Consider the following 24,278-nt stretch of genomic DNA (forward strand, 5'->3'; position numbering starts at 1 on the left):
TACCCCTCGAAGCAAAAGCCTCCTCGAAAAACCCGGTGCGGCGGAGCCACACCGGTCCCGCTATCGCAGCCGACCCCAAACCGCTATAATTCCAACCGTTCAGCGATCCGCTCCAAGGACTCGACTCCGTGGACCTCGCCGGTCTCGTCGGGGACAGTCACGATCTCGAACGCCGGGAACGTCTCGTGGATCTCCGCGAGGCGCTTTCGGTGCTGGTCGCGCCGAGTGCGACAGCGCGAACAGCCCTCGTCGACGTCCTCTAGGACCTTGTTCACGACGAGCGTCTCGACGGGCATCTCGACCTCGTGCAGGCGCTCGACTAAGCGCTCGGTCTCGGCGATCGCCATGCGCTCGGGGATGAGGACGGCGCGAAACGCCGTGCGCTCGGGGTCCCGAAGCACCTCGCGGGCGCGCTCCATTCGCGCTTTCAGTTCGGCGAGTTCGTCCTCGCCGCCCTCGCGCCCGAAGTAGGCGGCGGGGCCCATCAGCATGCTCCGGGTCGAGGTCGCCATCCGGTGGAGCTGGCCCCGCACGGAGTCGGTGGTTTCGAGCGCGGCGTCGAGCACGTCGGGCAGTTCGAGCAGCCGAAGGGTATGCCCCGTCGGCGCGGTATCGAAGACGATCCGGCCCCAGTCGCCCGAGTCGACGTACTCGGCGAGCACGTCGAGGGCGGCGGCCTCATCACCTCCCGCAGGAATGCCCGAGCCGAACAGGCGCTCGACCTCGTCCTCCGAGAGGCTGATCCCCACGGCCCGGAGATCGCTCGCGATCGCCGAGACGATCGACTGGTAGCGGTCCGCGCGGCTCTCGGGGTCGATCTCGACCGCGAAGAGGTTCTCTCGAACGGCGCTCGGCTCCCCGTCGAGGGCGAGTTCGAACGAGTCCGAAAGCGAGTGGGCCGGGTCCGTCGAGACGACGAGGGTGCGCTCGCCGCGCTTTGCGGATGCCAGCCCGGTCGCGGCGGCCATCGTCGTCTTTCCCACCCCGCCCTTCCCGCCGTAGAGGACGTGTTCTGTCACGCACACGCTACGGGCCCCAGCGCTAAAGCTCCCACCCGGCGCCGAAAAGGTTGGTTTCAAGCCCGCCCCGTACGAGCGACGAGACATGACACGATCCGTCTGGCTGAAGGCCGACGACGCGGTCGGCGACTGGGACGCGCGCAGACGACGAATCACCGCCGGTCTGGAGGCCGGCGTCGACTGGGTGCTCGTCGACGAGGCCGACGTCGAACGGGTGCGCGAACTCGGCAGCGTGAACGTCGCCGCCTTCCGCTCCGGCGGCGACGTCCACGTCATGGACGCCGAGGAACCCGAAACCGACGCCGAGCCGGATGCGGTCGTCGTCGGCAAGAAAGGCGAGGGCGACGGCACCGTGGACCTCCCACAGGACTTCTCGGGCTCGGCGGACCTCTCGGCGCTGCGCCGGGAGGAGGAGGCCGAAACGGGCGCCTATATCAGGATCCTCGACGAGTACTACGAGGCGTTCGCCGAGCAGGCGGCCGATGAGGCCGACTACACCATCGTGATCGGCGAGGACTGGACGATCATTCCCCTCGAAAACCTGATCGCGAGGATCGGCGAGGAGACCGACCTGATCGCCGGCGTGCAGAGTGCGGAGGAGGCCCGCACCGCCTTCGAGACGCTCGAACTGGGTGCCGATGCCGTCCTGCTCGATTCGGACGATCCCGATACGATCCGCGAGACGGTTGCCGTACGCGACAGCGCCGAGCGCGAACAGCTCGATCTGGAGTGGGCGACGGTCACCGAGATCGCCCAGACGGGGAGTGCGGATCGAGTCTGTGTCGACACGGGCAGCCTGATGGAGCACGACGAGGGGATGCTCGTGGGCTCGATGAGCCGAGGCCTGTTTTTCGTCCACGCCGAGACCGCAGAATCGCCATACGTCGCCTCCCGGCCCTTCCGGGTGAACGCCGGGGCGGTCCACGCCTACGTGCGCACGCCAGACGGCGGCACGAAGTACCTCTCGGAGCTCGAAAGCGGCGACGAGGTCCAGCTCGTGAACACGGACGGACAGACCCGCGAGGCGATCGTCGGCCGGGTGAAGATCGAGAGCCGGCCGATGTTCCGCGTCGAGGCCGAAACCGAAAGCGGGGATCGCGTCGCGACGCTGCTCCAGAACGCAGAGACGATCAAGGTCCGCACCCGCGAGGGGCGGAAAGCGATAACGGAGCTCGAAGCGGGCGACGAGGTGTTGTTGTACTACGAGACGGTGGCTCGCCACTTCGGCGAGGCCGTCGAGGAGCGGATCATCGAGAAGTAGCGTCGTCCCCGGCCAGCGGTTCGGTACACCAGTGACAGAACTCCAGATCGAGCTCGTCGACCTCGCGCCCGCAGTTCGGACAGCGCCGACCCGTCTCGTGGCCCGCCGTCCGGTCGGCCTGCCAGTAGGCGTCGGCGGCGCTGAAGGCGATCACGACGAACAGGGCGATTTGGGCCTCGAAGGGCAGGTCGGCCGAGACCGCCATCGCGTCGCCGATCGAGGTGACGCCCTCGACGAGGTCCTCGGGGACGAACAGGACCGCCGAGAGGACGACCATCCAGAACCAAAGCAGGGCTCGCATCCAGGCATGGAGGTAAACGTGGCCGAGACCGGGGAACGCGATCGACAGAAAGGCCGCGAGCCACGGTCGCTTGTGCGAACCCTCGCTCATGGGGCGGACCTCGGACCCAGGGGTACTTAACCGACGCGGTCTCAGCGCCCGAGCACACGCAAGAGGACGCCCAGACCGACCACGAGCAACCCGAGTCCGATCCCGATGCCGGGGATAGGAACGGGAAGCAGGCCGATACCGAGAACGATGCCGACGACGATCACGACCGTCGAGATCCGGACCATGGTCGGTGGTTCCGCGCAACGTCCAAAGGGCTTGGGCCGGCGAGTGCGCCGGCGGCGCTCAGTAGCCGGCTTTCCACGCGAGGGCGCCGGCGACCGTCACCAGCAGCCCGAACAGGAGGCCGGTCCCTGGAAGCGGGACGATCCCGAACAGCACGCCGACGATACCGACCGGAACGAGCACCGCAGAAGCCTTGACCATGCACGACCCATCCGGCGGCAGCCCAAAGGCGTTTGCCCGGCGACTGCAGGATCACCACCGCTAAGTACCACAGCATCATTGCTGGACCCATGAGCGATCTGGGCAAGGTAGACCGCGCCTTTTTCGACGAGCACATCTACCCGAACCTCGGCGCCGATCGGGAGGACGTGCGACTCGCACCACAGCACGGCGTCGATTTCGGGGTGATCGACGCCGGCGAGCAGGTCCTCGCGCTGGCGACCGACCCCGTGTTCGTCATGCCCTCGCTGGGGTTCGACCGGGCGGCGTGGTTCGCGTTTCACATCCTGATGAGCGACGTCGCGGTCTCCGGACTCCGGCCGACGCACCTCTCGATCGACCTGAACCTCCCCGCCGAGATCACCGACGAGCAGTTCGCGACCGTCTGGGAGCGAATGCACGAGGAGGCCGAGGAACTGGGCGTCTCGGTCGTAACCGGCCACACCGGTCGGTATGCGGGCTGTAACTACCCGATGGTCGGCGGCGGCACCGCGCTCGCGGTCGGTGACCCCGACGCGCTGGTGCGCCCGGACGGCGCGCGCGCGGGCGACGCGGTGATCGTCACCAAGGGGCCCGCGATCGAGGCGACCGGGCTTCTCTCGATCCAGTTCGAGGACCTGCTCGACGGGGAGGACCTCGCGGCGGCCAAAGAGCGCTTTTACGACATGAGCCCGGTGCGTGACGCGCTCGTAGCCTCGGCGGCCGGGCCCGTGAGCGCGATGCACGACGCCACCGAGGGCGGGGTCTACGGCGGCCTCCACGAGATAGCCCGGGCCGGCGAGGTGCGCATCGACGTCGAGCGCGAGGCGGTGCCGGTCATGGACGGGGTCGAGGAGACGTGTGCGGCCTTCGACATCGACCCGTGGATCTCGATCAGCGAGGGGACCCTGCTCCTGACCGTCGAGAGCGACGGCGCCGAGGCCGTGCTCTCGGCGCTCGAATCGGAGGACATTCCGGCGGCGGTCGTCGGCGAGGCCTCGGCGGGCGAGGGCGTCTACTTCGACGGCGAGCCCGTCGAGCGCCCCGAACGCGACCCGTTCTGGGCGGCCTTCGAGAAGGGGATGGCAGAGCTGGAGGAGGCGCGATGAGCCGCCAGCCGGCACCCCAGTCCCGGCCCGTGGCGCTCACCGTCGCGGGCAGCGACTCGGGCGGCGGGGCGGGCGTGCAGGCCGACATCAAGACCATGGAGGCCCACGGCGTCTTCGCGACGAGCGCGCTCACTGCGGTGACCGCCCAGAACACCCGTGGGGTCGAGCGCTCGCACGTCCTCCCCACGGCGGAGATCGACGCCCAGATCGACGCGGTGCTCGACGATTTCGAGGTGGGCGCGATCAAGACCGGCATGCTCGCGACGGGCGAGGTGGTCGAACTGGTCGCCGACCGACTCGCGGCCTACGACGGATCCATCGTAATCGACCCGGTGATGGTCGCGACGAGCGGGGATCGTCTGCTCGAACCCGAGGCCGAGGCGGCCTACGAGGCGCTGATCGGGGAGGCCACCGTGGTGACGCCCAACGCCGACGAGGCCGCCGTCCTGACCGGAACCGACCCCGAAGACGCAGACGACGCCCGCGAGGCCGGCGAGGCGCTCGTGGGGATGGGCGCCGAGGCGGCGCTACTCAAGGGCGGGCACCTGCCGACCGAGGACGTACAGGACGTACTGGTGACCGACGCGGGGAGTCGGGTCTTCGAGCACGCGCGGGTCGATACCGAGGCGACCCACGGTTCGGGCTGTACGCTGGGCTCGGCGATCGCCGCCCGCCTCGCACGCGGCGAGGCGCTCGACGGAGCGGTCGCGGGCGCGCTCGATTTCATGGAGCGGGCCGTCAGGTATCCGCTTGCCGTCGGCGAGGGGCCGGGCTCGATCCACCACCTCGCTGCGCTCCGAAACCGCGCGGCACGCGAACCGACGGCCGAGGAAGTACAGGAGATCGTCGAGCGGTTCGTCGCGGCGGACCTCCGAGGACTCGTCCCCGAGGTGGGCCTGAACGTCGTCGGAGCGACCCCCTACGCCGAGGGAGTGAGCGAGACCGCCGCCGTCGAGGGACGGATCACCAAAACGATGTCGGGGATCGCACCCAACAGAGGCGTGCGCTTCGGCGCGTCGAGTCACGTCGCACGCTTCCTGCTGTCGGCCCGCGAGTTCGCGCCCGACCTCCGATACGCGGTGAACTGCCGGTTCGACGAGGACGTGGAAGGGGCACTCGACGCGCTCGACGCCCCGGTCACGGAGTTCGACCGCGCGGCGGAACCCGAGGACGTCAAAGCAAAGGAGGGCAGCACGATGGGCTGGGGTGCCCGCCAAGCCTTCGACGTCGCGGAGACGCCCGCGGCGGTGATCGACCGCGGCGAGGTGGGCAAGGAGGCCATCGTCAAACTGGTCGCGCCCGACCCCGAGACGCTGATCGAGCGGACGCTTACGGTTCACGGAGCGCTCGACGAAACGGTGTGACTGAGAGCCTCAAGGATTTTTTGTCGGAATAACGAGTGGGGATCGTGGAGATACGCTACGAACGACAGTTTCAGTTGGTCGCGGTGGTGCTGCTCGCAGTTCTCGGGCTGATCGCGCTGGGGTTCGCCGGCGTGGTCTCTGAAGCGACTGTTCGCGGAGTCCTCGTTCCGGCCAGCACCGTCGCGGTCGTCGTGTGGCTCGGCGCGTGGCTCTGGAGTCGGTTCGGATAACAGGCGAGTCAGGACTCGATCACACCCAGTACGGGAATCTCGTCGATCCGCTCCTTGGAGAGCGCGCTCCAGTCGATCCCGGTCGGTTTCTCCCCGGCCTCGGTTCGGACCACCCCCTCGGGCGAGACCACGAGGTCCATGGGCACGTCGTGGGCGTCGGGGTCGGGGGCCTCGGGGACCATCTGGATCCCGTGAACGGTCGTCGCCGTCGGTGTCTCGTCGCCCACCAGATCGAACTCCCGGAGGACCGCGAATTCGAGGTCGGAGTAGCCCTCGCCCTTGCCGATGCGGGTTCCCTCGGCGGTGACGGCCACGCTACCCGAGACGATCAGGTCTATTTCGGGTATCCCGTCGGGGCCCACCGGGACGCCGTGTTTGGAGACCCCCGAGACGGTCGTCGCCTCGTCGATGTCGCGCACCTCGGCGGGATCGAGCTCGAGGAAGGGTTTCTCGCTTTTGAGCCGGGGCTGGGCCATATAGAGGGTCTTTCCCTCGCGAAGCGCCTTCCGACGCACGGGGAGCTGTGGCGCGTCGGGATTGGCCTTGATCGTTTCCGCTTGCCGCCACTCGGGCGTTTCGGCCAACCGGTCTGCGGCGTCGTCGGCTCCGGCGAAGTTGGGGATCCGACCGTGGGGCGGGAACGGAAAGCGCGCGATCCCCTCCGATTCGAGCGCGTCCCAGATCCGCTCGCGCAGGTCCTGTTTGTCCATGCGGGCGATAGAGGGATGGGGGCCAAAACGCCGCCGGTCGCCGCCGGAGTTTTTTAGTGCCGGGCCGCGACTGATCGGCGTATGTCCGACGGCTACAGCGCTATCGACATCACCGACGCGGACCGAACCCCCTCGGCCTCGTCGGGGACCGACAACGTGGACCTCGTCTCAGAGCTCGGCTGTACGGAGATGCGCCCGCGGGTCTGGGAACTGGCGCCGGGCGACGCGATGAGCTATCACCGCCAGCGCGAACAGGAGGAGTTCTACTACGTCCTCTCGGGGCCCGCCCGGCTCCGGATCGGTGACGAGCGCCTCGACGTCCCCGAGGGAACCGCGCTCAGGATCCCGCCCGAGACGCCGCGACAGGTGTTCAACGACACCGAACACGATCACCAGTGGCTGATCGTCGGGGCGCCGCCAGCCGAGGACGACGGCGTGGTGCTGGAGGACTGAATGGACCGGCGCTGTCCCGATTGTGGCGTGACGATGGACGCCGGAACGCTCGTCAGTGCGGTCGACCGCGAGGCGGTGAAGCTCCGGACCGAGGAGTCGGCCGGCGGCGTGCTCGGGAAACTGGGGATGCGCGAGACGCTGCCGGTCGAGGCGCGGGCCTGTCCGGAGTGCGGGCTGGTTCGACTCTACGCCGAGTCCGAGTAACACGAACCCGACACGGTTTTGGCCCCCACGGACGTTCCTCGGATATGACAGAGGGCGGAATCGTCGGGGAGTTCCTCGGGCTGAAGGAGGAAACCGACGCCGATCTGCTGGCGATGCAGTGTGGGGACTTCTACGAGTTCTTCGCCGACGACGCCGAACTGGTGGCGGAGGAACTCGACCTCAGGGTGTCGGAGAAGTCCTCCCATGGCTCCTCGTATCCGATGGCCGGGGTTCCCCTCTCGGAGCTCACGCCCTATCTGAAGGCGCTGGTCGAGCGGGGGTATCGGGTAGCTGTCGCGGAGCAGTACGATACCGAAGACGGCCACGCCCGCGAGATCGTCCGGGTGGCGACGCCGGGCACCCTCATCGAGACCGCAGCGGAGGACGCCCGATATCTCGCGGGGATCGTCCGCGTCGCTGAGGACTGCTACGGGCTCGCGTTCGCCGAGGTCACGACCGGGCGCTTTCTGGTCACCCGGATCGAGGGCGAGGACGCCGCCGCCCGCGCGATCACCGAGTGTTACCGCTACGATCCCGTCGAGATCCTGCCGGGGCCCGACCTCCGCGAGGACGAGGCGTTTCTCAGTTCGCTCGCCGAGCGTACCGACGCCGAAGTGACCCGCCACGAGGCAAACGCCTTCGCGCCCGGCGCGGCGACCCACACGACGAGGGAGCAGTTCGGCCGCGAGACGCTATCGAGCCTCGGGCTCGAACCCGAGGGCCCGGCGGTTCGGGCGGCCGGTGCGGTGCTCTCGTACGTCGCCGAGACCGGCCTCGGCGTGCTGCCCTCGATGACGCGGCTCCAACCCTACGGCGCCGACGACTTCGCCTCCTGTGACGTGACCACCCAGCGCAACCTCGAGATCACCGAGACGATGACCGGCGCGGGTCAGTCGCTCTTTGCGACGGTCGATCACACCGTCACGAGTGCGGGCGGACGGCTCCTGAAGGAGTGGCTCGGTCGCCCGCGGCGCTCGCTCGGCGAACTCCGCCGTCGTCAGGAGTGCGTGACAGCACTTTCCGAGCGTGCGCTCGCCCGCGAGGACCTCCGGGAGATCCTCGGGGAGGCCTCCGACCTCGAACGGCTCGCGAGTCGCACGACCCACGGCAGCGCCGACGCGGGCGCTCTGCTGAGAGCGCGCGACAGCCTCGCGCTCGTCCCCGAACTCGCGGACCTGATCGCGGGCGACGACCGGCTCGCGGACTCGCCCCTATCGAAGGTCGTCGAGCGCCCCGATCGCGAGGCGACGGTTGACCTCCGGGAGGCGCTCGACGAGGGGCTGGCCAACGACCCACCCAAGACCCTGCGGGAGGGCGGGCTGATTGAACGAGGCTACGACGCCAACCTCGACGAGCTGGTCGAGCGCCACGAGGAAGCGCTGGAGTGGATCGAGGAACTCGGCCCCCGCGAGAAGGACGCACACGGGTTCGCCCACCTGCAGGTCGACCGCAACAAGACCGACGGCTACTACATCCAGATCGGAAAAAGCGAGGCCGAGGACGTCCCCGATAGCTACCGGCAGGTCAAGACGCTGAAGAACTCGGTGCGCTTCAGCACCGACGCGCTGGAGGAGCGCGAACGCGAGATCCTCCGGCTGGAAGAACAGCGCGGCGAACTCGAGTACGACCTGTTCTGCGAACTCCGCGAGCGGGTAGCAAAGCGCGCGACCCTGCTACAGGACGTCGGGCGCGCGATCGCAGAACTCGACGCCCTGGCGAGTTTCGCGACCCACGCCGTCGAGAACCGCTGGCGTCGCCCCGAACTCGAGGAGTCGCGCGCGCTCGACATCGAGGCGGGGCGCCACCCGGTCGTCGAGCAGAGTACGGAGTTCGTCCCCAACGACCTCTCGCTAACCGACGAGCGGGAGTTTTTGATCGTCACCGGCCCGAATATGAGCGGCAAATCCACGTATATGCGCCAGGTCGCGCTGATCGTTTTGCTGGCCCAGGTCGGCAGCTTCGTCCCCGCCGAGCGCGCGCGGGTCGGGCTGGTCGACGGCATCTATACGCGTGTGGGCGCGCTCGACGAACTCGCACAGGGGCGCTCGACGTTCATGGTCGAGATGAGCGAACTCTCGAACATCCTCCACTCGGCCACGGAGGACTCGCTGGTGATCCTCGACGAGGTGGGTCGGGGCACGGCGACCTACGACGGGATCAGTATCGCGTGGGCGACCACGGAGTACCTCCACAACGAGGTCCGCGCGAAAACGCTCTTTGCGACCCACTACCACGAGCTGACGGCGCTCGCGGAGCACCTCCCGCGTGTCGAGAACGTCCACGTCGCGGTGGACGACAGCGGCGACGGGGTGACGTTCCTGCGGACGATCCGCGAGGGGCCGACCGACCGCTCCTACGGCGTGCACGTCGCCGAACTCGCTGGCGTGCCCGGTCCCGTCGTCTCGCGGTCGGACGAGGTGCTCGAACGCCTGCGCGCGGAGAAGGCGATCGAGGCGAAAGGCGGGGGCGGGGATAGGAAGTCGAGTGGGGAGTCCGGCACCCAGCAGGTGGTCTTCGACGTCGGGTCGGGCGAGATGCGGACCGCCTCCGCCGACGGAGGGAACGATCCCGGACCGGAGCCAGACGGCGAGGACCCGCTCGATCCCGAGACCGAGGCCGTCCTCACGGAGCTCTCGGAACTGGAGCTCGCAAGCCTCTCGCCGGTCGAGTTGATGGGACGGGTTCAGGAGTGGCAGGGGTGGATCGACGAATGAGCCCCGAGAGAACCGAGATCCGCGCGCTCGATCCCGAGACGGTCGATAAGATCGCCGCGGGCGAGGTGGTAGAGAGGCCCGCCTCGGTCGTCAAGGAACTCGTCGAGAACAGCCTCGACGCCGGGGCGACGGGGATCACCGTCGCGGTCGGTTCGGGAGGACGCGATCGGATCCGCGTCGCGGACGACGGGGTTGGCATGAACGAGGGGAGCGTTCGGAAGGCCGTCGAACAACACACCACGAGCAAACTCCGGGACGTTGCGGATCTGGAGCGGGGCGTTTCGACGCTTGGCTTCCGGGGCGAGGCGCTCTATACCATCGGCGCGGTCTCCCGACTGGCGATCACGACCAAACCCCGCGGGTCGGAGACGGGGACGAAACTCGTCCTCGCGGGCGGCGAGGTCGAGTCGGTCGAGCCGGCGGGCTGTCCCGAGGGGACCGCCGTCGAAGTGACCGACCTCTTTTACAACACGCCCGCGCGCAAGAAGTACCTCAAGCGCGAGGCGACCGAGTTCGACCACGTCAACACCGTCGTCACGCGCTACGCGCTTGCCAATCCCGGCGTGCGGTTCGCGCTCGAACACGACGGCCGGGAGGTGTTCTCGACGACGGGCCAGGGAGACCTGCAGGCGACGGTCCTCTCGGTCTACGGTCGGGAGGTCGCCCGCGCGATGGTGCCCATCGAGGGGCTCGCGGCGGGACCCTTGGAGGGGCTCTCGGGCTACGTAAGCGACCCCGAGACGACCCGGTCGAGCCCTGCCTACGTCTCGACGTACGTCAACGGCCGGTATGTGCGCTCGAAACCGATCAGATCGGCCGTCGTCGGGGCGTACGGCACCCAGCTGGCACCCGATCGGTATCCCTTTGCCGTCCTCGACCTCGACGTCTCTCCCGGGACGGTCGACGTAAACGTCCATCCTCGGAAGATGGAGGTCCGTTTCGGGGACGGGGAGGCGATCGAGGCCCAGATCGAGAAAACGGTGAGAGAAACGCTGCTCGATCACGGGCTGATCCGATCGTCGGCCCCCCGCGGGCGCTCGACGCCCGAAGAGACCGAGATCGCCCCGTCGGCGGACGGGACCGACGGAACCGACGGGGCGGCCGGATCGAACGACACCCCCGAACCGGGCTCCGGGGCGGGCGGCGACCGGCCAACGGGCGCAAGTCGGCAGGCGGGCGAGGCCCTCAAGCGATCCAACGATGCTGCCGACGGGGCGAACGATACCCCGCGTTCGGCCGCGTCGTCTCCGCCGGTCGAACGCGAGGAAAGTACAGAAAAACGATTCTCGTCCCTGACCCGACAGGCAACGTTCGGAGAGCCCGACGAACCCAACTACGAGCGCCTGCCCGACCTGCGGGTGCTCGGGCAGATACAGGACACCTACGTGCTCTGTGCGGCCCCAAAGGGACTCCTCGTCGTCGATCAGCACGCCGCCGACGAACGGGTCCACTACGAGCGCCTGCGGGCGGAACTCGCGGGCGAGACGACCACACAGACGCTCGTCGAGCCGGTCGAACTCGAACTCACCGCCCGCGAGGCCGAACTGTTCGACGCCCACGAGGGGGCACTCGCTCGGGTGGGGTTCGCCGCGACCCGGGAGGGCCGAACGGTGCGGATCGGGGCGGTTCCGGCGGCCTTCGACGCGACGCTTTCACCCGAACTCCTGCGGGACGCGCTGTCGGCGTGTCTCTCGGGTGACCCCGGCGAGACCGTCGAGGCCACCGTCGACGAACTGCTCGGGGACCTCGCCTGTTATCCCGCCGTCACGGGCAACACCTCGTTGAGGGAGGGATCGGTCGTCGACCTGCTTGGGGCACTCGACGGATGTGAGAACCCCTACGCCTGCCCGCACGGCCGGCCGACGGTGATCCGGATCGACCGCGAGGAACTCGCCGAGCGTTTCGAGCGCGACTACCCGGGCCACGCGGGACGCCGGGAGCCCTAGGAGAGCGTCTCGCGAACGTAGGCGTCCTCGGCGCGGGCCGACCGGCGCTGGAGACGATCGAGCAGGCGATGCTCGCGGTAGGCCTGGAGCCCCAACAGGGGGACGGCCCCGCCGAACAGTGCCACCGCGACGGGAACGTCGAGCAGCGCCGCACCGGCCGTTCCGAGCGCGCTACCCGCACAGAGGCCGGCCCCGACGTACAGCCGCCGGCGGGTCCGCTCGATCGCCCCTCGTTCGTGCTCGGTGCCGTCGATCGGGAACATGGCCCCTAGTAGGCGCGCGACCGTTAAGAGACCCCGCCAAGCGGAGCGAAAGTGAAACCGCGGGACTCGCTCGGGGTCGCTTCGGGACGGCGGGATGACGGAGATTTTTAGCGTGGCGCGAGAAGGACGGTCATGACCGACCTCGTGACCGTCGGCGAGACGATGTTGCGCCTCTCGCCGCCGGACAACGAACGCCTCGAAACGGCGACCGAACTCGAACTCCGGGCGGCGGGCGCCGAGAGCAACGTCGCGGTCGCGGCCACCCGACTGGGTACCGACGCGGTCTGGACCTCGAAGCTGCCCGACTCGCCGCTCGGTCGGCGGGTCACGAGCGAACTCGAGAGCTACGGGCTCGAAACCGCCCCCGTCTGGAGCGACGAGGGCCGTCAGGGCACCTACTACATCGAGTTCGCGGGCGAGCCCCGTGGAACCGACGTGATCTACGACCGGGCGAACGCGGCGGTGACGAGCGCCCGCGCCGAGGAACTGCCCACCGGGCGCATCAGGGAAAGCGAGTGGTTCTACACCAGCGGGATCACGCCCGCACTCTCCGACACCCTCGAAGAGACCACCGAGACCCTGCTGTGGACGGCCACAGACGCCGGGACCAAGACCGCCTTCGACCTGAACTACCGGAGCAAGCTCTGGTCGCCCGAGGCGGCCCGCGAGACGCTGACCGACCTGTTCGAGCACGTCGACGTGCTCGTGACCGCGGTGCGCGACGCAGAGAACGTACTCGGAGTCGAGGGCAGCGACGAAGCCATCGCGCGCGAACTGGCCCGAACGTGGGAGTTCGAGACGGTCGTGTTGACGCTCGGCGCCGAGGGCGCACTCGCACACCACGACGGGGAGATCACCCGTCAGCCGGCCTTCGAGACCGAGACCCACGATCCGATCGGCACCGGCGACGCCTTCGTCGGGGCCTTCCTCGCAGAGCGGATCGCCGGTGGGGACGTCGCGTCGGCCCTCGAATACGGGGCAGCGACGGCGGCGCTCAAACGGACGATCCCGGGCGACATCGCCATCGTCACGCCCGACGAAGTCGCGGGCGTGATCGACGCGGAGGGAAGCGGGATCTCGCGGTAGGGCGCGAGCGGGACACGAGCGGGCAACGGATAAACCGAACGCGGCCGAAAGGGAGGTATGACACACGTCGCAATCGTCGGGGCGTACGGGAGCGCGGGCGTGGCAGTCGCCGAGTCGCTTGCGGACGCCGAGGAGGACGTCGAACTGACGCTGATCGACGACGGCGACCCCGGCGGCGGCCTCTGTATCCTCAGAGGGTGTATGCCCTCGAAGGCGGTGCTCTCGGCGGGCGCCCACCGGTTTCAGGCTCGCCACGACGACCGCCTCTCGGGGGTTCCGGAGGTCGACCTGTCGAGCGTGGTCGAGACGAAAGACGAGCAGGTGCTCGGCTTTGCGGAACACCGTCGGGCGGCGGTCCACGACCTCGCAGAGCGCGAGGACGTCGAGTTCCTCCACGAGACCGCCCGCTTTACCGGCCCGCACACGCTGGCGGTCGGCGACCGGGAGATCGAGGCCGACTACGTCGTGATAGCGACGGGGTCGACGCTAAACGTCCCCGATCTGCCCGGGATCGAGGAGGTCGATCCCATGGGTAGCGCCGAGGTGCTCGATACGACGGCCTTCCCCGACTCGGGGATCGTCATGGGATTCGGTTACGTCGGGCTCGAGCTCGCACCCTATCTCGCCGAAGCGGCCGGCATGGACCTCACCGTGATCGAACACGACGAGCGCCCGATCGACGAGGCTCCACCCGAGTACGGCGACGCCGTCCTAGAGCTCTATCGCGAGGCGTTCGGGATCGAGGTCCTGACGAACGCGCGCGAGCGCTCGGTCGAGGCGACCGCCGAGGGCGGCGTCCGGATGGAACTCGACTGCGAAGGGGAGCGAGAAACGATCGAGGCCGACCAGCTCTTTACGTTCACGGGTCGAAAGCCGAACCTCGATCGGCTAGGCATCGAGACCACCGAGCTCTCGCCGGAGGCGGGCTGGGTCGAGGAGACGATGCAGGCCCGGGACGACCCTCGTACGTTCGTCGTCGGGGACGTCAACGGCCACGAACCGATCCTTCACGTCGCAAAGGAGCAGGGCGTTCGGGCCGCAGAGAACGTCCTCGCACACAGCGAGGGCCGCGACCTCGAACCCTACGAGAACGTCCACCACCACGTGATCTTCAGCGGGCTGGGCGTCTATCCGTTCGCCCGCGTGGGCCACACCGCCGAGAGCGCCCGGGAGGCGGGCTACGACCCGATCGAGGTGAGCCGGCAGGCGAGTGACGACGGCGTGTTCAAAGTGAAGAACGTCCCCGAGGGGCTCGCGACGCTCGTGGTCGCCCGCGACGGGACCGTACTCGGCTATCAGGGACTGCACCACCACGCCGACTCGATGGCCAAGACGATGCAGATCGTCGTCGAACTCGGCCTCGACGTGCGCGAGCTCCCGGACCGAGCGTATCACCCGACGCTTCCCGAGATCCTCGACGGGCTGTTCCGGGAAGCGAGTGCCGAGGTCCGCGAATAGGGGAAGAGAACGGAAAGCGGTGCGGTGGCCGGTACGAACGTGGGCGGCACTTTCGCCGCCCGCGTTCGTAGGGCGGGGAAAGGCTGGTCCCGGAAGTGCCGTGTAATCGCATGGCACGACTGCAGGCCTGGTGGTCATAAAAAGGGCGAGGGCTGGCTGCCAAGCCAGCCCGAGGGGTTTTCAGCCGAAGTTCTCGACTTTCGCGTCGTCGAGATCGCCGCCCGCCTCTTCGAGGGCTTCTAGGGCCTCGGTGACGAAGTCCTGAAAGCCGTAGACGAAGACCTGCCCCCCGTCGTAGTAGCTCGCGACGTGGTCTTCGAGTTCGTCGGTGACAACCACGGTCACATCCTCGTCTCTGAGCGCGTTCAGACGCTCCTCGTGGACCGGCTCGTCGTCACAGTAGACGATCGTTACCGTGTTACCGTCCGCGAGCGCGCGCTCGCCGATCCCGACCGCGGGGCCGACGCCGGGCCCACCGGCCAGTATCAGCGAGTCGTCCTCGTCTTCGTAGTAGGCACTTCCATATGGGCCCTCGACGGTGACGGTTGCGCCCTCGGCGTCGGCGATCCACGGGCCGAGTTCCCCCTCGGGATCGATCCCGATGGTGATCTCGATGGTCCCGTCCACGTCTGGCGAGGAGAGGGTGTAGAATCGCGAGACGTGCTCGCCGTCGATGGTGGTCGAGAGCTTGAGGAACTGGCCGGGCTGGGCGTCGAACCCGTCGGGCGTTTCGAGATCGACGGCGACGGTGTCGGCACCCACCTCGCGGACGGCGGTGATCGTGGTCCGTGTCGGCTCCATGGAGGGGGTACTCGCCGGCGAGGAAAAGCCCTTGCTCTTGGCGACGGATCCCCGGCTGTAGGTGGTTACGCAAGGCTTTTTGTCCGCGGCGGGACTATCTCGACACCACATGCCTGAGGACCTAAACTGGGCCGTCGGCGGGGAAGCCGGCGACGGGATCGATTCGACGGGGAAGATCTTCGCCCAGGCTCTCTCACGGGCTGGACGGCACGTCTTCACATCCAAGGACTTCGCCTCGCGGATCCGCGGCGGGTACACCGCCTACAAGATCCGCACGTCGGTGGACGAACTCAACAGTGTCGTCGACCGGCTCGACATTCTCGTTGCGCTGACCCAGCGTACCATCGACGAGAACCTCGACGAACTCCACGAGGACAGCGTCGTCATCTACGACGGCGAGCGCTCGTGGGACGCGGAGGTCCCCGACGAACAGATCGACCTCGACGTCCCCCTGAAATCGCTCGCCGAGGACGCCGGCGGGGCGATCATGCAGAACGTCGTCGCGCTCGGGGCGGCCTGCGAGGTCGCGGGCTTCCCGATCGAACACTTAGACAGCGCCCTAGAGAAGCGCTTCGGCGACAAGGGCCAGAAGCTCGTCGACAACAACCAAGAGGCTGCCCGGAAGGGGCGCGATTACGTCCAGGAGAACTACGATCACGACTTCGGCTACAGCCTCGACACCACCGACAACGACTACGTCCTGCTCAACGGCGACGAGGCGATCGGCATGGGTGCGCTCGTCGGTGGCTGTCGTTTTTATGCAGGGTATCCCATCACGCCCGCGACGAACGTAATGGAGTACCTCACCGGTCGGATCGACAACTACGGCGGCACCGTCGTGCAGGCCGAGGACGAACTCTCCGCGATCAACATGGCGCTGGGCGCCGCGCGCGCGGGGGCCCGGTCGATGACCGCGACCTCGGGTCCGGGGATCGACCTGATGACCGAGACGTTCGGGTTGATCGCCACCAGCGAGACCCCGATCGTCATCGCCGACGTGATGCGCTCGGGCCCCTCGACGGGGATGCCGACGAAACAAGAACAGGGCGACCTGAACATGACGCTGTACGGTGGCCACGGCGAGATTCCGCGGTTCGTCCTCGCACCGACTACCATCGCCGAGTGTTTCCACAAGACCATCGAAGCGTTCAACCTCGCCGAGAAGTACCAGACCCCCGTCTACCTCGTTTCTGACCTGGCGATGGCCGTCACCGAGCAGACGTTCTCGCCCGAGGAGTTCGACATGGACGAAGTCGAGATCGACCGCGGTAAGGTCGTCGACGAGGACTCCATCGACCAGTACCTCGACGAACAGGGCCGATTCCAGCCCCACTACGACGCCGCCGACGGCGTCAGTCCCCGGGCGTTCCCCGGCACCGAGCAGGGCGCACACATGACCACCGGCCTCGAACACGACGAACTGGGCCGGCGCACAGAGGACACCGACGAGCGGGTCCAGCAGGTCGACAAACGGAACCGGAAGGTCGAAACCGCCCAGAACGAGGAGGATTGGTCGCCCCGGGAGTTCGGCGACGAAGACGCCGAGAACCTCGTGTTGACGTGGGGTTCGAACGAGGGTGCAATCAGGGAAGCGATGCAGGACCTCGACGTCGACGTGCGGCTCATCTCGGTGCCGTACATGTTCCCGCGGCCGGACCTGACCGAGGCGGTCGAGGCGGCCGAAAAGACCGTGGTCGTCGAGTGTAACGCGACCGGGCAGTTCGCCGACGTCGTCGAGCGCGACACCCTTACACGGGTCGAGCGCATCAACAAGTACAACGGGGTTCGGTTCAACGCGGACGAACTCGCAGAGCGGATCACGGAGACGTTCGCGGCCGAATCGGAGGCGAAAGCATGAGCTCTCAGGCACACTTCACCGACTTCAAGTCGGACAAGCAACCCACGTGGTGTCCCGGCTGTGGCGACTTCGGGACGATGAACGGCATGATGAAGGCGCTCGCGAACACGGGCAACACCCCCGACGACACCTTCATCTGCGCCGGTATCGGCTGCTCGGGCAAGATCGGCACGTACATGCACTCGTATGCGCTCCACGGCGTCCACGGGCGAGCGCTGCCGGTCGGAACGGGAGTGAAGCTCGCCAACCCCGACCTCGAAGTGATGGTCGCGGGTGGGGACGGCGACGGTTACTCCATCGGCGCGGGTCACTTCATCCACGCCGTGCGCCGGAACGTCGACATGACCTACGTCGTCATGGACAACCGGATCTACGGGCTGACGAAAGGCCAGTTCTCGCCGACGAGCCGCGAGGAGTTCGAGACCTCGACCTCACCCGAGGGGACCAAACAGTCGCCGGTTCACCCGCTGGCGCTGGCGATGGCCGCCGGCGGCAGTTTCATCGCCCAGTCCTTCTCCTCGGACGCGATGCGTCACACCGAGATCATCGAGCAGGCCATCGAACACGACGGCTTCTCGCTGGTCAACACCTACAGCCCCTGCGTGACGTTCAACGACGTCGACACCTACGACTTCTTCCGGGATTCGCTGGTCGACCTCGACGAGGAGGACCACGACCCCACCGACTACGATCAGGCACGCCAGAAGATCATGGACTTCGATAACATCTATCAGGGTGTGCTCTATCAGGACGACGACAGCGTCGGCTATGAGAAGCGCCTCGGTATCGAGGAGCCGATGAATGAGATCCCCGAGGGCGCCCCCGAGGGTGCGATGGACCTCGTCCGCGAGTTCTACTAAGTACTCAAGGCGGGTCGGTGGCGGGAAGAGCGCGATCGGCTCGCGCGGGGCGTGTCCGTCGCCCGCCATTCCGTCGTCTCCGTCAGGTCGTGTCCGGGACGTGTCAACGCAAGTATTACCACCCATTTTTATGAGACCGTCGTCTAGCCGGTGGCATGAGCGAATCGTACGACATCGTCGTCGTCGGGGGCGGCACCGCGGGTGCGTTCGCCGCCGCGACGGCCGCTGGCAACGGTCTCTCGACGGTCCTCATCGAGCGTAAATCTCGAGAGGAGGCGGGCCACATCGCCTGCGGGGACGCCATCAAGGGAAAGAGCACGTTCCCGGACGTGATGGATCTGGAGTACCTGCGCGAGGAGTCCTTTACGAACCAGAACATCCGGCGGGCACGCTTCGAGAACCCCCGCGGCGGGGAGATCGACATCGAGTTCGACCAGGCGGGGTCGGTACTGGACCGCAAACGCTACGGCGAGGTCATCCTCGAAGAGGCCGAACGCATCGGCGCGGAGATCCACTACGACACGGTCGTCCAGGACGTCCGTCAGGACGAGGGCCGGATCACGGGCGTCCGGGCGAAACGAAAGGGCGAGGTCCGCGAGTACGACGCCGAGATCACGGTCGACGGGGCGGGGGCGCTCTCGATCCTCCAGGACAAGGCCGACCTCTCTGCGGCGACCTTCGACACCAACGTCACCTACTCGCAGTTCTGTTCTGCCTACCGCGAGATCGTCCACGTCGAAGAAGAAGTCGAGTGGAAGGACGCGATCGTCTTCAAGCCGACCGAGGAACTGGGTTATCTCTGGTACTTCCCGCGATCGGGCACCGAGATCAACGTGGGACTGGGCTTTCAGATGAACAAGCCCCCGATGGAACTCGTCGAGGTCCTCAAACGGGATATGGCGACCCGCCCGGAGTTCGAAGGCGCCACCGTCGAGGACAAACTCGGCGCCGCACTCCCGACCAGACGGCCCTACGATTCGGCGGTCGCCCCCGGGTTCATGGCCGTCGGCGATTCGGCCGGCCACGTCAACCCCACCACCGGTGGCGGGATCCCCGGGGCGGCAAAGGCGGGGTACTGGGCCGCCCAGCAGGCCATCGAGGCCATCGGCGAGGGCGATACGGGCGAGGCGGCACTCTGGGAGTACAATCGAAAGGTGATGACCGACTTCGGCAAGCGCTTTGCCGCGATCGATCTGTACAACATCTGGGGTGGCGCCCACGAGGTCGGGGAGCTCGTCGACGTCGTCTCGTCGATTCCGGGCCAGCAACTCGCCGACGCGATCGGGAAAAGCGGCACCTCCTCGATGGACATCGGGCTAAAGGTGAAGACGCTTATCAAGACGTTCGGTCACTGGGATCTACTGTACGAACTGTATCGCGTCCAGGACCGTGCGGCGACGCTCAGGGACCACTACGACGCCTATCCGAGCACGCCGGTGGCCTTCGAAGGGTGGCGCTCCCAGCGCGATCGCGTCCTCGATGAGGTCTACGAGATCAGCGGCGCACAGCCGAAGTACTAGTAGCGGGTGCCGGGCCACTCCCCGTCCCGCTTCCGCCGGTGGCCCGGACGAGGGCGACCGGATCATACTACACCGCCGAGTGCATAGGGGGCCCATGCGCTTCGATCACGCCGGCATCGCGACCGACGACGCCGAGGGGTTGATGGACGTATTCGAGACCGCCTTCGACGCGTCACTCGTCCACGAAGAGACCTTCGAGGGGATGGACGTGCGATTTCTCGATCTGGGAAACGGCTTTTTCGAACTACTGGAGCCCCGAGACGACGGGCCGATCGGGACGTACCTCGAGCGAAACGGACCGGGAATCCACCACCTCGCACTCGAAACCGACGACGCCGAACGCGCACTCGAGCGTGCCCGCGAGGCCGATATCGACCCCATCGACGAGGAACCACGGCAGGGGGCGTGGGGCCACGACGTGGCCTTCCTGCACCCGAAATCGACGGGCGGCGTACTGATCGAGTTCGTCGAGCACTGATCAGTCGACGTCCTTGAGGACCCGCGCCGGATTCCCGCCGACGAGCGCGCCCGCCGGTACGTCCTCGGTGACGACCGCGCCCGAGGCGATCACCGACCCGTCGCCGACACTTACACCCGAATTGAGCACCGCCCGTCCGCCGATCCAGACGTCGTCCCCGACCGTGACCGGCGCGCCGGATTCGAGACCGGCGGCGCGCTCCTCGGCGTCGAGCGGGTGGGTCGCGGTGTAGACGTGGACGCCCGGCCCGAGCAGGCACCTCGTCCCGAACTCGACCCGGCGGACGTCCAGGATCACGCAGTCGAAGTTCGCGTAGAAGTTCTCGCCGACGTGGACGTTGTAGCCGTAGTCGCAGCGAATGGGCGGCTCGACGGTGGCGTCCTCGACGGAGCCGAACAGCTCCTCCAAGAGCCGCTCGCGCCGGTCGGACTCGGTCGCCGTGGTCCGGTTGTACTTGCGGGTGAGTTCGCGGGCGTGCTGGCGCTCGGCGACGAGTTCGGAGTCGCTCGCGTCGTAGGGCTCACCCCGAAGCATCCGCTCCTTCTCGCTGGTCATGGCTTTTCATCGAGCGCTCGCCCGAATACGAGTTGCTGTTCGAGCTATCGTCGGGCGGCTTTTTCGAGGGAGATTCTGGCAGGGTTCGAGCGAATGCAGTGAACGAGAACCCCTGTGAAAAGGTCCGCGTCTAGAAGTAGTCGATCGACTCGGGCAGTTCGAGCTTCATGCCCTTTCGCTCGCGGATCTCCATGATCGTCTCGCGCTGGAGACTGTCGGACATCACGCGGAAGCCGGCGTTCTCGGTGTTCCACGAGGCGCGACCCTCGGTCGCGCTGCGGATGTCCGAGGAGAAGCCGATCATCTCGTCAACGGGGGCGATCCCCTCGATGACCATCAGATCGCCCTCCTGGTACATGTCGTCGACGCGACCACGGCGACCCTGGATCTCGCCGCTTGCCGAGCCCATGTGTTCGCTGGGAACGTCGATGCGGACGTCCTGGATGGGTTCGAGCAGCGCGACCTGGCCGGCGATGAGCGAGCGGTGGACCGCACGGCGCACCGCGGGGATGACCTGTGCGGGGCCGCGGTGGATGGTGTCCTCGTGGAGTCGAGCGTCGTTCAGGCGCAGCAACGTACCCTGAACGGGCTCGCCCGCAAGCGGCCCCTCGTCGAGGGCCTCTTCGAGACCCTCGATAACGAGCTCCATCGTCTCGTTGAGGTGCTGAATCCCTTTCGTGTCGTCGATGAGGACGTTGGTGCCGAAGATGTGCTCGACGTTCTGGGAGGTGTCCTTGTCCATGCCCGCCTCCTGGAGGGCCTCACGGCGCTCCTGTTCGGGCATGTCCATCGAGACCTCGCCCAGACGGATCTGGTCGACGATGTCCTCCGAGAGGGGTTCGGCGGTGAGGTAGAACCGGTTGTGGCGGTTCGGCGAGATACCTTCGACGGTGTCGGTCGCCCCGCGGATCGCCTCGCGGTAGACGACGATCGGCTCACCGGTGTTGACCGGGATCCCCTGGTTGCGCTCGATGCGCTGGGTGATCACTTCGAGGTGGAGTTCGCCCTGCCCCGAGATGAGGTGCTCGCCGGTGTCCTCGTTGATCGTGATCTGGATCGTGGGGTCCTCCTTCGAGACCTGCCGGAGCGTCTCGATGAGTTTGGGCAGATCGTCCATGCTCTTTGCCTCCACGCTCTTGGTGATGACGGGCTCGGAGATGTGCTCGATCGACTCGAAGGGCGTCATCTCCACGCCGGAGACCGTCGAACCGGCGATGGCGTCGCGAAGCCCGGTGACGGCGGCGATGTTCCCGGCGGGAACGCGCTCGACTTCCTCTCGCTCGCCGCCCATGAACAGGCCGACGTTCTGGATGCGGTTCTTACCCGCAGTTCCCGAAACGTACAGCTCCTGGCCCTTCTCGAGCGTGCCCGAGAACAGCCGCCCGGTGGCGATCTCCCCGGCGTGGGGATCCATCGAGATGTCCGTGACCATGAAGACGACCTCGCCGTCGGGGTCGACCAGCCGCATCCCTTCCGCGAGCTCGCTCTCGTCGTCGCCACGCCAGATTCGCGGTACGCGGCGGGGCTGGGCGTTGAGCGGGTTCGGGAAGTGCTCACAGACCATGTCCAGCACGACGTCCGACAGGGGCGTCCGGTCGTGGAGCTCCTGGCGGTTGTCGTTGCGTTCGAGTTCGATGATGTCGCCGAAGTCGATGCCGGTCGCCTGCATCGAGGGCATCGAGACGCCCCACCGATACAGCGCCGAGCCGAAGGCGACGGTTCCGTCCTCGACCGAGACCGTCCAGTCCTCGTCGATGTCGTCCATGTCATCGGTCATCCCGCGGATCAGTTCGTTGACGTCGCCGATGACCGACATGAGACGCTGTTGCATCTCCTCGGGACCTTCCTGAAGCTCGGAGATGAGCCGGTCGACCTTGTTGATGAACAGCGTCGGCTTGACGCCCTCGCGCAGCGCCTGTCGGACGACTGTTTCGGTCTGGGGCATCGCGCCCTCGACGGCGTCGACGACGACCATCGCACCGTCGACCGCGCGCATCGCGCGCGTGACGTCGCCACCGAAGTCGACGTGGCCCGGTGTGTCGATGAGGTTGATGAGATGGTTGGTGTCCTCGTACTCGTGGGTCATCGAGACGTTCGCCGCGTCGATGGTGATCCCGCGCTCCTGTTCGTCCTCTTCCGTGTCCATCATCAGCCGGGTGGCTTCGCCCTCGTCGGCGATCATGCCCGCACCGGCCAGCAGGTTGTCGGTCAGCGTCGTCTTGCCGTGATCGACGTGTGCGGCGATGGCGATGTTCCGAATGTGATCCGGGTTGTCCATCAACCGTTCACACTCCTGAACGATCTTCTTTCGTCGGCCCATTACCGTCTCCTACCGGCAGCGGGGTGAAAAGGGTAGTGTTTCGCGCGAGCGACTGCGAGCACAAAGCGGGGAGAGAGCCGCGAGCGAACGACGTGAGCGAACGGGAGCGCGTGCTCCACCCGGAGGGTTCCCCGTCGGGATCTATTTCACACGAACCGCTCCGGGCAAACCCCCTCGGAAAAGCCGCCTCGTCGGGGCTACGCCTCGCTGCCCTGCCACGGTCAGTCGAGGGCTGGCCGGGGCAACAGTCATACCCCTCGAACCCGTGGTACTGACAGACATGGACCTTCGAGTGACAGGTTCCGCCTCACCCTCCCCGTTTCTGAGTGCCCGCGACCGCTTCGAGACCGAATACGACCTCTCGCTTCCGGTGCGGGTCCGGATCCGCGAGGACCCCGACGAGCGAACCTGGACCGCCCACCCCGGCGAGTATCACGTGCTCAACATCTCCCGGCAGGCCGCCACGAGCGCGATGGCCCGCGAACTCGCCCTCCACGAGTTCGCCCATATGCTTCGCAACGAGGGGGGCCACCCTTCACATACCCAGTCGACCGAGGAGGCACTCTTCCTCGCGCTCTCGGGGCGCACAGTCGAGCGCCGAAAGCTCGCACACTGCTATCAGATCGCGAACCACATGAAGGACATCTACGCCGACGACATCACCCTGACGCTCGGCCCGACTGACAAGCTCGTTTCCTTTCTCGAATCCGGGCTGGCGACGGCGCTTGCCGACCGTCCTGCCCCCCCGCGACCGGGGTTCGAACGGATCTCCCCGGGTTCGGATCCCGAGATCACGGTCGTCAATGCCGCCTTCGCGCTCGCGCTGGTCGAACGCCACGGCCTCGCGGACGAGGACCACCGCCTCTACGATCTGGCATACGCCGCGGCCCGCGACGCGCCGGGGGTCGGTTTCGAGTCGTTCAAGCGGCGGTTTCGGGACCTCGCGGACGACCCCGACGAGAGCGAGTACCGCAAGACGCTCGTGTCGGCGACCCGCACGTACGCTGTCGGGGATCCCACCGCGGCGGCCGACTAGTCGGTCGTTCGCTCACGGATGGATGCGTTTTAGTGGTTGCGTGACGAACATGTCCCATGTCTGTCCACATGAACACGGTGAATCGTCCAGCAAGGGGTTTATCACGAAGGGCGTCCCAGAACTGCTACTAGAGGTGGGTAGGGATGATGACGTACACAACCATACCGTCGGGGAGCCCCCGCTGGACGCACGGCATCCTCGATAACGACACGGCGAGACCCGCACGGGCGCGATCGATCCTAATACGAGACGGCACGGACG

Annotated in this window: 24 protein-coding genes; 15 read left to right on the forward strand and 9 right to left on the reverse strand. The window is 67.2% G+C overall.

The window, feature by feature from the left end; all coding sequences use genetic code 11:
* Window positions 1-83: 83 nt before the first annotated feature.
* A complete protein-coding gene (locus HACJB3_RS13840; RefSeq protein ID WP_008416304.1) occupies window positions 84-1,019 on the reverse strand; it encodes an ArsA family ATPase in 936 nt (311 codons plus the stop codon).
* A gap of 85 nt (window positions 1,020-1,104) precedes the next feature.
* Between HACJB3_RS13840 and HACJB3_RS13845 the strand changes: the two genes are divergently transcribed.
* Complete coding sequence (locus HACJB3_RS13845; protein ID WP_008416305.1) at window positions 1,105-2,280, forward strand: 3-dehydroquinate synthase II; 1,176 nt, start codon at window positions 1,105-1,107, stop codon at window positions 2,278-2,280.
* On the opposite strand, the gene HACJB3_RS13850 is transcribed toward HACJB3_RS13845, so the two are convergent.
* The 3 genes from HACJB3_RS13850 to HACJB3_RS20300 are packed head-to-tail and all read right to left on the reverse strand — an operon-like array spanning window position 2,267 to window position 3,055.
* Entirely contained in the window at window positions 2,267-2,671 is a 405-nt protein-coding gene (locus HACJB3_RS13850; RefSeq protein ID WP_008416306.1) for a zinc ribbon domain-containing protein, read from the reverse strand. The genes HACJB3_RS13845 and HACJB3_RS13850 overlap by 14 nt on opposite strands.
* Window positions 2,672-2,712: 41 nt before the next feature.
* Window positions 2,713-2,856: a hypothetical protein gene (locus tag HACJB3_RS20295; RefSeq protein WP_008416307.1), complete on the reverse strand. Its 144-nt coding sequence runs from the start codon at window positions 2,854-2,856 to the stop codon at window positions 2,713-2,715.
* 58 nt (window positions 2,857-2,914) lie between these two features.
* On the reverse strand, window positions 2,915-3,055 hold the full coding sequence (locus tag HACJB3_RS20300; protein WP_008416308.1) for a hypothetical protein: 141 nt from the start codon (window positions 3,053-3,055) through the stop codon (window positions 2,915-2,917).
* 89 nt (window positions 3,056-3,144) lie between these two features.
* On the opposite strand from HACJB3_RS20300, the gene HACJB3_RS13855 reads away from it, so the two are divergent.
* From HACJB3_RS13855 to HACJB3_RS13865, 3 genes are read left to right on the forward strand one after another with little or no spacing between them, the layout of a single operon-like run.
* The gene (locus tag HACJB3_RS13855) at window positions 3,145-4,161 is read left to right on the forward strand and encodes an AIR synthase family protein (RefSeq protein WP_008416309.1); all 1,017 of its coding nucleotides are present in this window, start codon (window positions 3,145-3,147) and stop codon (window positions 4,159-4,161) included.
* Complete coding sequence (gene thiD, locus HACJB3_RS13860) at window positions 4,158-5,525, forward strand: bifunctional hydroxymethylpyrimidine kinase/phosphomethylpyrimidine kinase (RefSeq protein ID WP_049934485.1); 1,368 nt, start codon at window positions 4,158-4,160, stop codon at window positions 5,523-5,525. Before HACJB3_RS13855 ends, thiD begins: the two co-directional genes overlap by 4 nt.
* Before the next feature lie 44 nt (window positions 5,526-5,569).
* Entirely contained in the window at window positions 5,570-5,755 is a 186-nt protein-coding gene (locus HACJB3_RS13865) for a hypothetical protein (protein WP_238532768.1), read from the forward strand.
* Between the two features lie 8 nt (window positions 5,756-5,763).
* On the opposite strand, the gene HACJB3_RS13870 is transcribed toward HACJB3_RS13865, so the two are convergent.
* Window positions 5,764-6,465, reverse strand: coding sequence for a 5-formyltetrahydrofolate cyclo-ligase (locus HACJB3_RS13870; protein ID WP_008416314.1), 702 nt, complete (start codon window positions 6,463-6,465; stop codon window positions 5,764-5,766).
* 81 nt (window positions 6,466-6,546) lie between these two features.
* On the opposite strand from HACJB3_RS13870, the gene HACJB3_RS13875 reads away from it, so the two are divergent.
* From HACJB3_RS13875 to mutL, 4 genes are read left to right on the forward strand one after another with little or no spacing between them, the layout of a single operon-like run.
* Window positions 6,547-6,918 carry a cupin domain-containing protein gene (locus HACJB3_RS13875; RefSeq protein ID WP_008416315.1) on the forward strand — a complete coding sequence of 124 codons (372 nt, stop codon included), beginning with the start codon at window positions 6,547-6,549 and terminating at the stop codon, window positions 6,916-6,918.
* The gene (locus HACJB3_RS13880) at window positions 6,919-7,122 is read left to right on the forward strand and encodes a hypothetical protein (RefSeq protein ID WP_008416316.1); all 204 of its coding nucleotides are present in this window, start codon (window positions 6,919-6,921) and stop codon (window positions 7,120-7,122) included.
* Between the two features lie 44 nt (window positions 7,123-7,166).
* Window positions 7,167-9,836 (forward strand): DNA mismatch repair protein MutS, encoded by a 2,670-nt coding sequence (mutS, locus tag HACJB3_RS13885; RefSeq protein WP_008416317.1) that lies wholly within the window; start codon window positions 7,167-7,169, stop codon window positions 9,834-9,836.
* A complete protein-coding gene (gene mutL, locus HACJB3_RS13890) occupies window positions 9,833-11,782 on the forward strand; it encodes a DNA mismatch repair endonuclease MutL (protein ID WP_008416318.1) in 1,950 nt (649 codons plus the stop codon). Before mutS ends, mutL begins: the two co-directional genes overlap by 4 nt.
* Here mutL and HACJB3_RS13895 read toward each other — a convergent pair.
* Entirely contained in the window at window positions 11,779-12,045 is a 267-nt protein-coding gene (locus HACJB3_RS13895; protein ID WP_008416319.1) for a hypothetical protein, read from the reverse strand. The two genes, mutL and HACJB3_RS13895, sit on opposite strands and share 4 nt — an antisense overlap.
* Window positions 12,046-12,177: 132 nt before the next feature.
* Here HACJB3_RS13895 and kdgK1 point away from each other — a divergent pair, with 132 nt between their 5' ends.
* On the forward strand, window positions 12,178-13,131 hold the full coding sequence (gene kdgK1, locus HACJB3_RS13900) for a bifunctional 2-dehydro-3-deoxygluconokinase/2-dehydro-3-deoxygalactonokinase (protein ID WP_008416320.1): 954 nt from the start codon (window positions 12,178-12,180) through the stop codon (window positions 13,129-13,131).
* 57 nt (window positions 13,132-13,188) lie between these two features.
* Window positions 13,189-14,589: a dihydrolipoyl dehydrogenase family protein gene (locus tag HACJB3_RS13905; protein ID WP_008416322.1), complete on the forward strand. Its 1,401-nt coding sequence runs from the start codon at window positions 13,189-13,191 to the stop codon at window positions 14,587-14,589.
* Between the two features lie 180 nt (window positions 14,590-14,769).
* Here the strand turns inward: HACJB3_RS13905 and HACJB3_RS13910 are convergent, their stop codons facing one another.
* Window positions 14,770-15,390 (reverse strand): ferredoxin--NADP reductase, encoded by a 621-nt coding sequence (locus HACJB3_RS13910; protein ID WP_008416325.1) that lies wholly within the window; start codon window positions 15,388-15,390, stop codon window positions 14,770-14,772.
* Between the two features lie 109 nt (window positions 15,391-15,499).
* On the opposite strand from HACJB3_RS13910, the gene HACJB3_RS13915 reads away from it, so the two are divergent.
* From HACJB3_RS13915 to mce, 4 genes are all read left to right on the forward strand, one after another.
* Window positions 15,500-17,248 (forward strand): 2-oxoacid:acceptor oxidoreductase subunit alpha, encoded by a 1,749-nt coding sequence (locus HACJB3_RS13915; protein WP_008416326.1) that lies wholly within the window; start codon window positions 15,500-15,502, stop codon window positions 17,246-17,248.
* A complete protein-coding gene (locus tag HACJB3_RS13920) occupies window positions 17,245-18,108 on the forward strand; it encodes a 2-oxoacid:ferredoxin oxidoreductase subunit beta (protein ID WP_008416327.1) in 864 nt (287 codons plus the stop codon). Before HACJB3_RS13915 ends, HACJB3_RS13920 begins: the two co-directional genes overlap by 4 nt.
* A 155-nt stretch (window positions 18,109-18,263) precedes the next feature.
* The gene (locus HACJB3_RS13925) at window positions 18,264-19,628 is read left to right on the forward strand and encodes a geranylgeranyl reductase family protein (protein ID WP_013199541.1); all 1,365 of its coding nucleotides are present in this window, start codon (window positions 18,264-18,266) and stop codon (window positions 19,626-19,628) included.
* Window positions 19,629-19,722: 94 nt separating this feature from the next.
* Entirely contained in the window at window positions 19,723-20,106 is a 384-nt protein-coding gene (gene mce, locus HACJB3_RS13930) for a methylmalonyl-CoA epimerase (protein ID WP_008416328.1), read from the forward strand.
* Here the strand turns inward: mce and HACJB3_RS13935 are convergent, their stop codons facing one another.
* The gene (locus HACJB3_RS13935; RefSeq protein ID WP_008416329.1) at window positions 20,107-20,661 is read right to left on the reverse strand and encodes a sugar O-acetyltransferase; all 555 of its coding nucleotides are present in this window, start codon (window positions 20,659-20,661) and stop codon (window positions 20,107-20,109) included.
* A gap of 130 nt (window positions 20,662-20,791) precedes the next feature.
* Window positions 20,792-22,981 (reverse strand): elongation factor EF-2, encoded by a 2,190-nt coding sequence (locus HACJB3_RS13940; RefSeq protein WP_008416330.1) that lies wholly within the window; start codon window positions 22,979-22,981, stop codon window positions 20,792-20,794.
* 280 nt (window positions 22,982-23,261) lie between these two features.
* On the opposite strand from HACJB3_RS13940, the gene HACJB3_RS13945 reads away from it, so the two are divergent.
* Window positions 23,262-24,017, forward strand: a complete 756-nt coding sequence (locus tag HACJB3_RS13945) for a DUF5781 family protein (RefSeq protein ID WP_008416331.1) — start codon at window positions 23,262-23,264, stop codon at window positions 24,015-24,017.
* The last annotated feature ends 261 nt before the right edge of the window (window positions 24,018-24,278 follow it).

This window comes from Halalkalicoccus jeotgali B3, from assembly GCF_000196895.1.
Taxonomy (GTDB): domain Archaea; phylum Halobacteriota; class Halobacteria; order Halobacteriales; family Halalkalicoccaceae; genus Halalkalicoccus; species Halalkalicoccus jeotgali.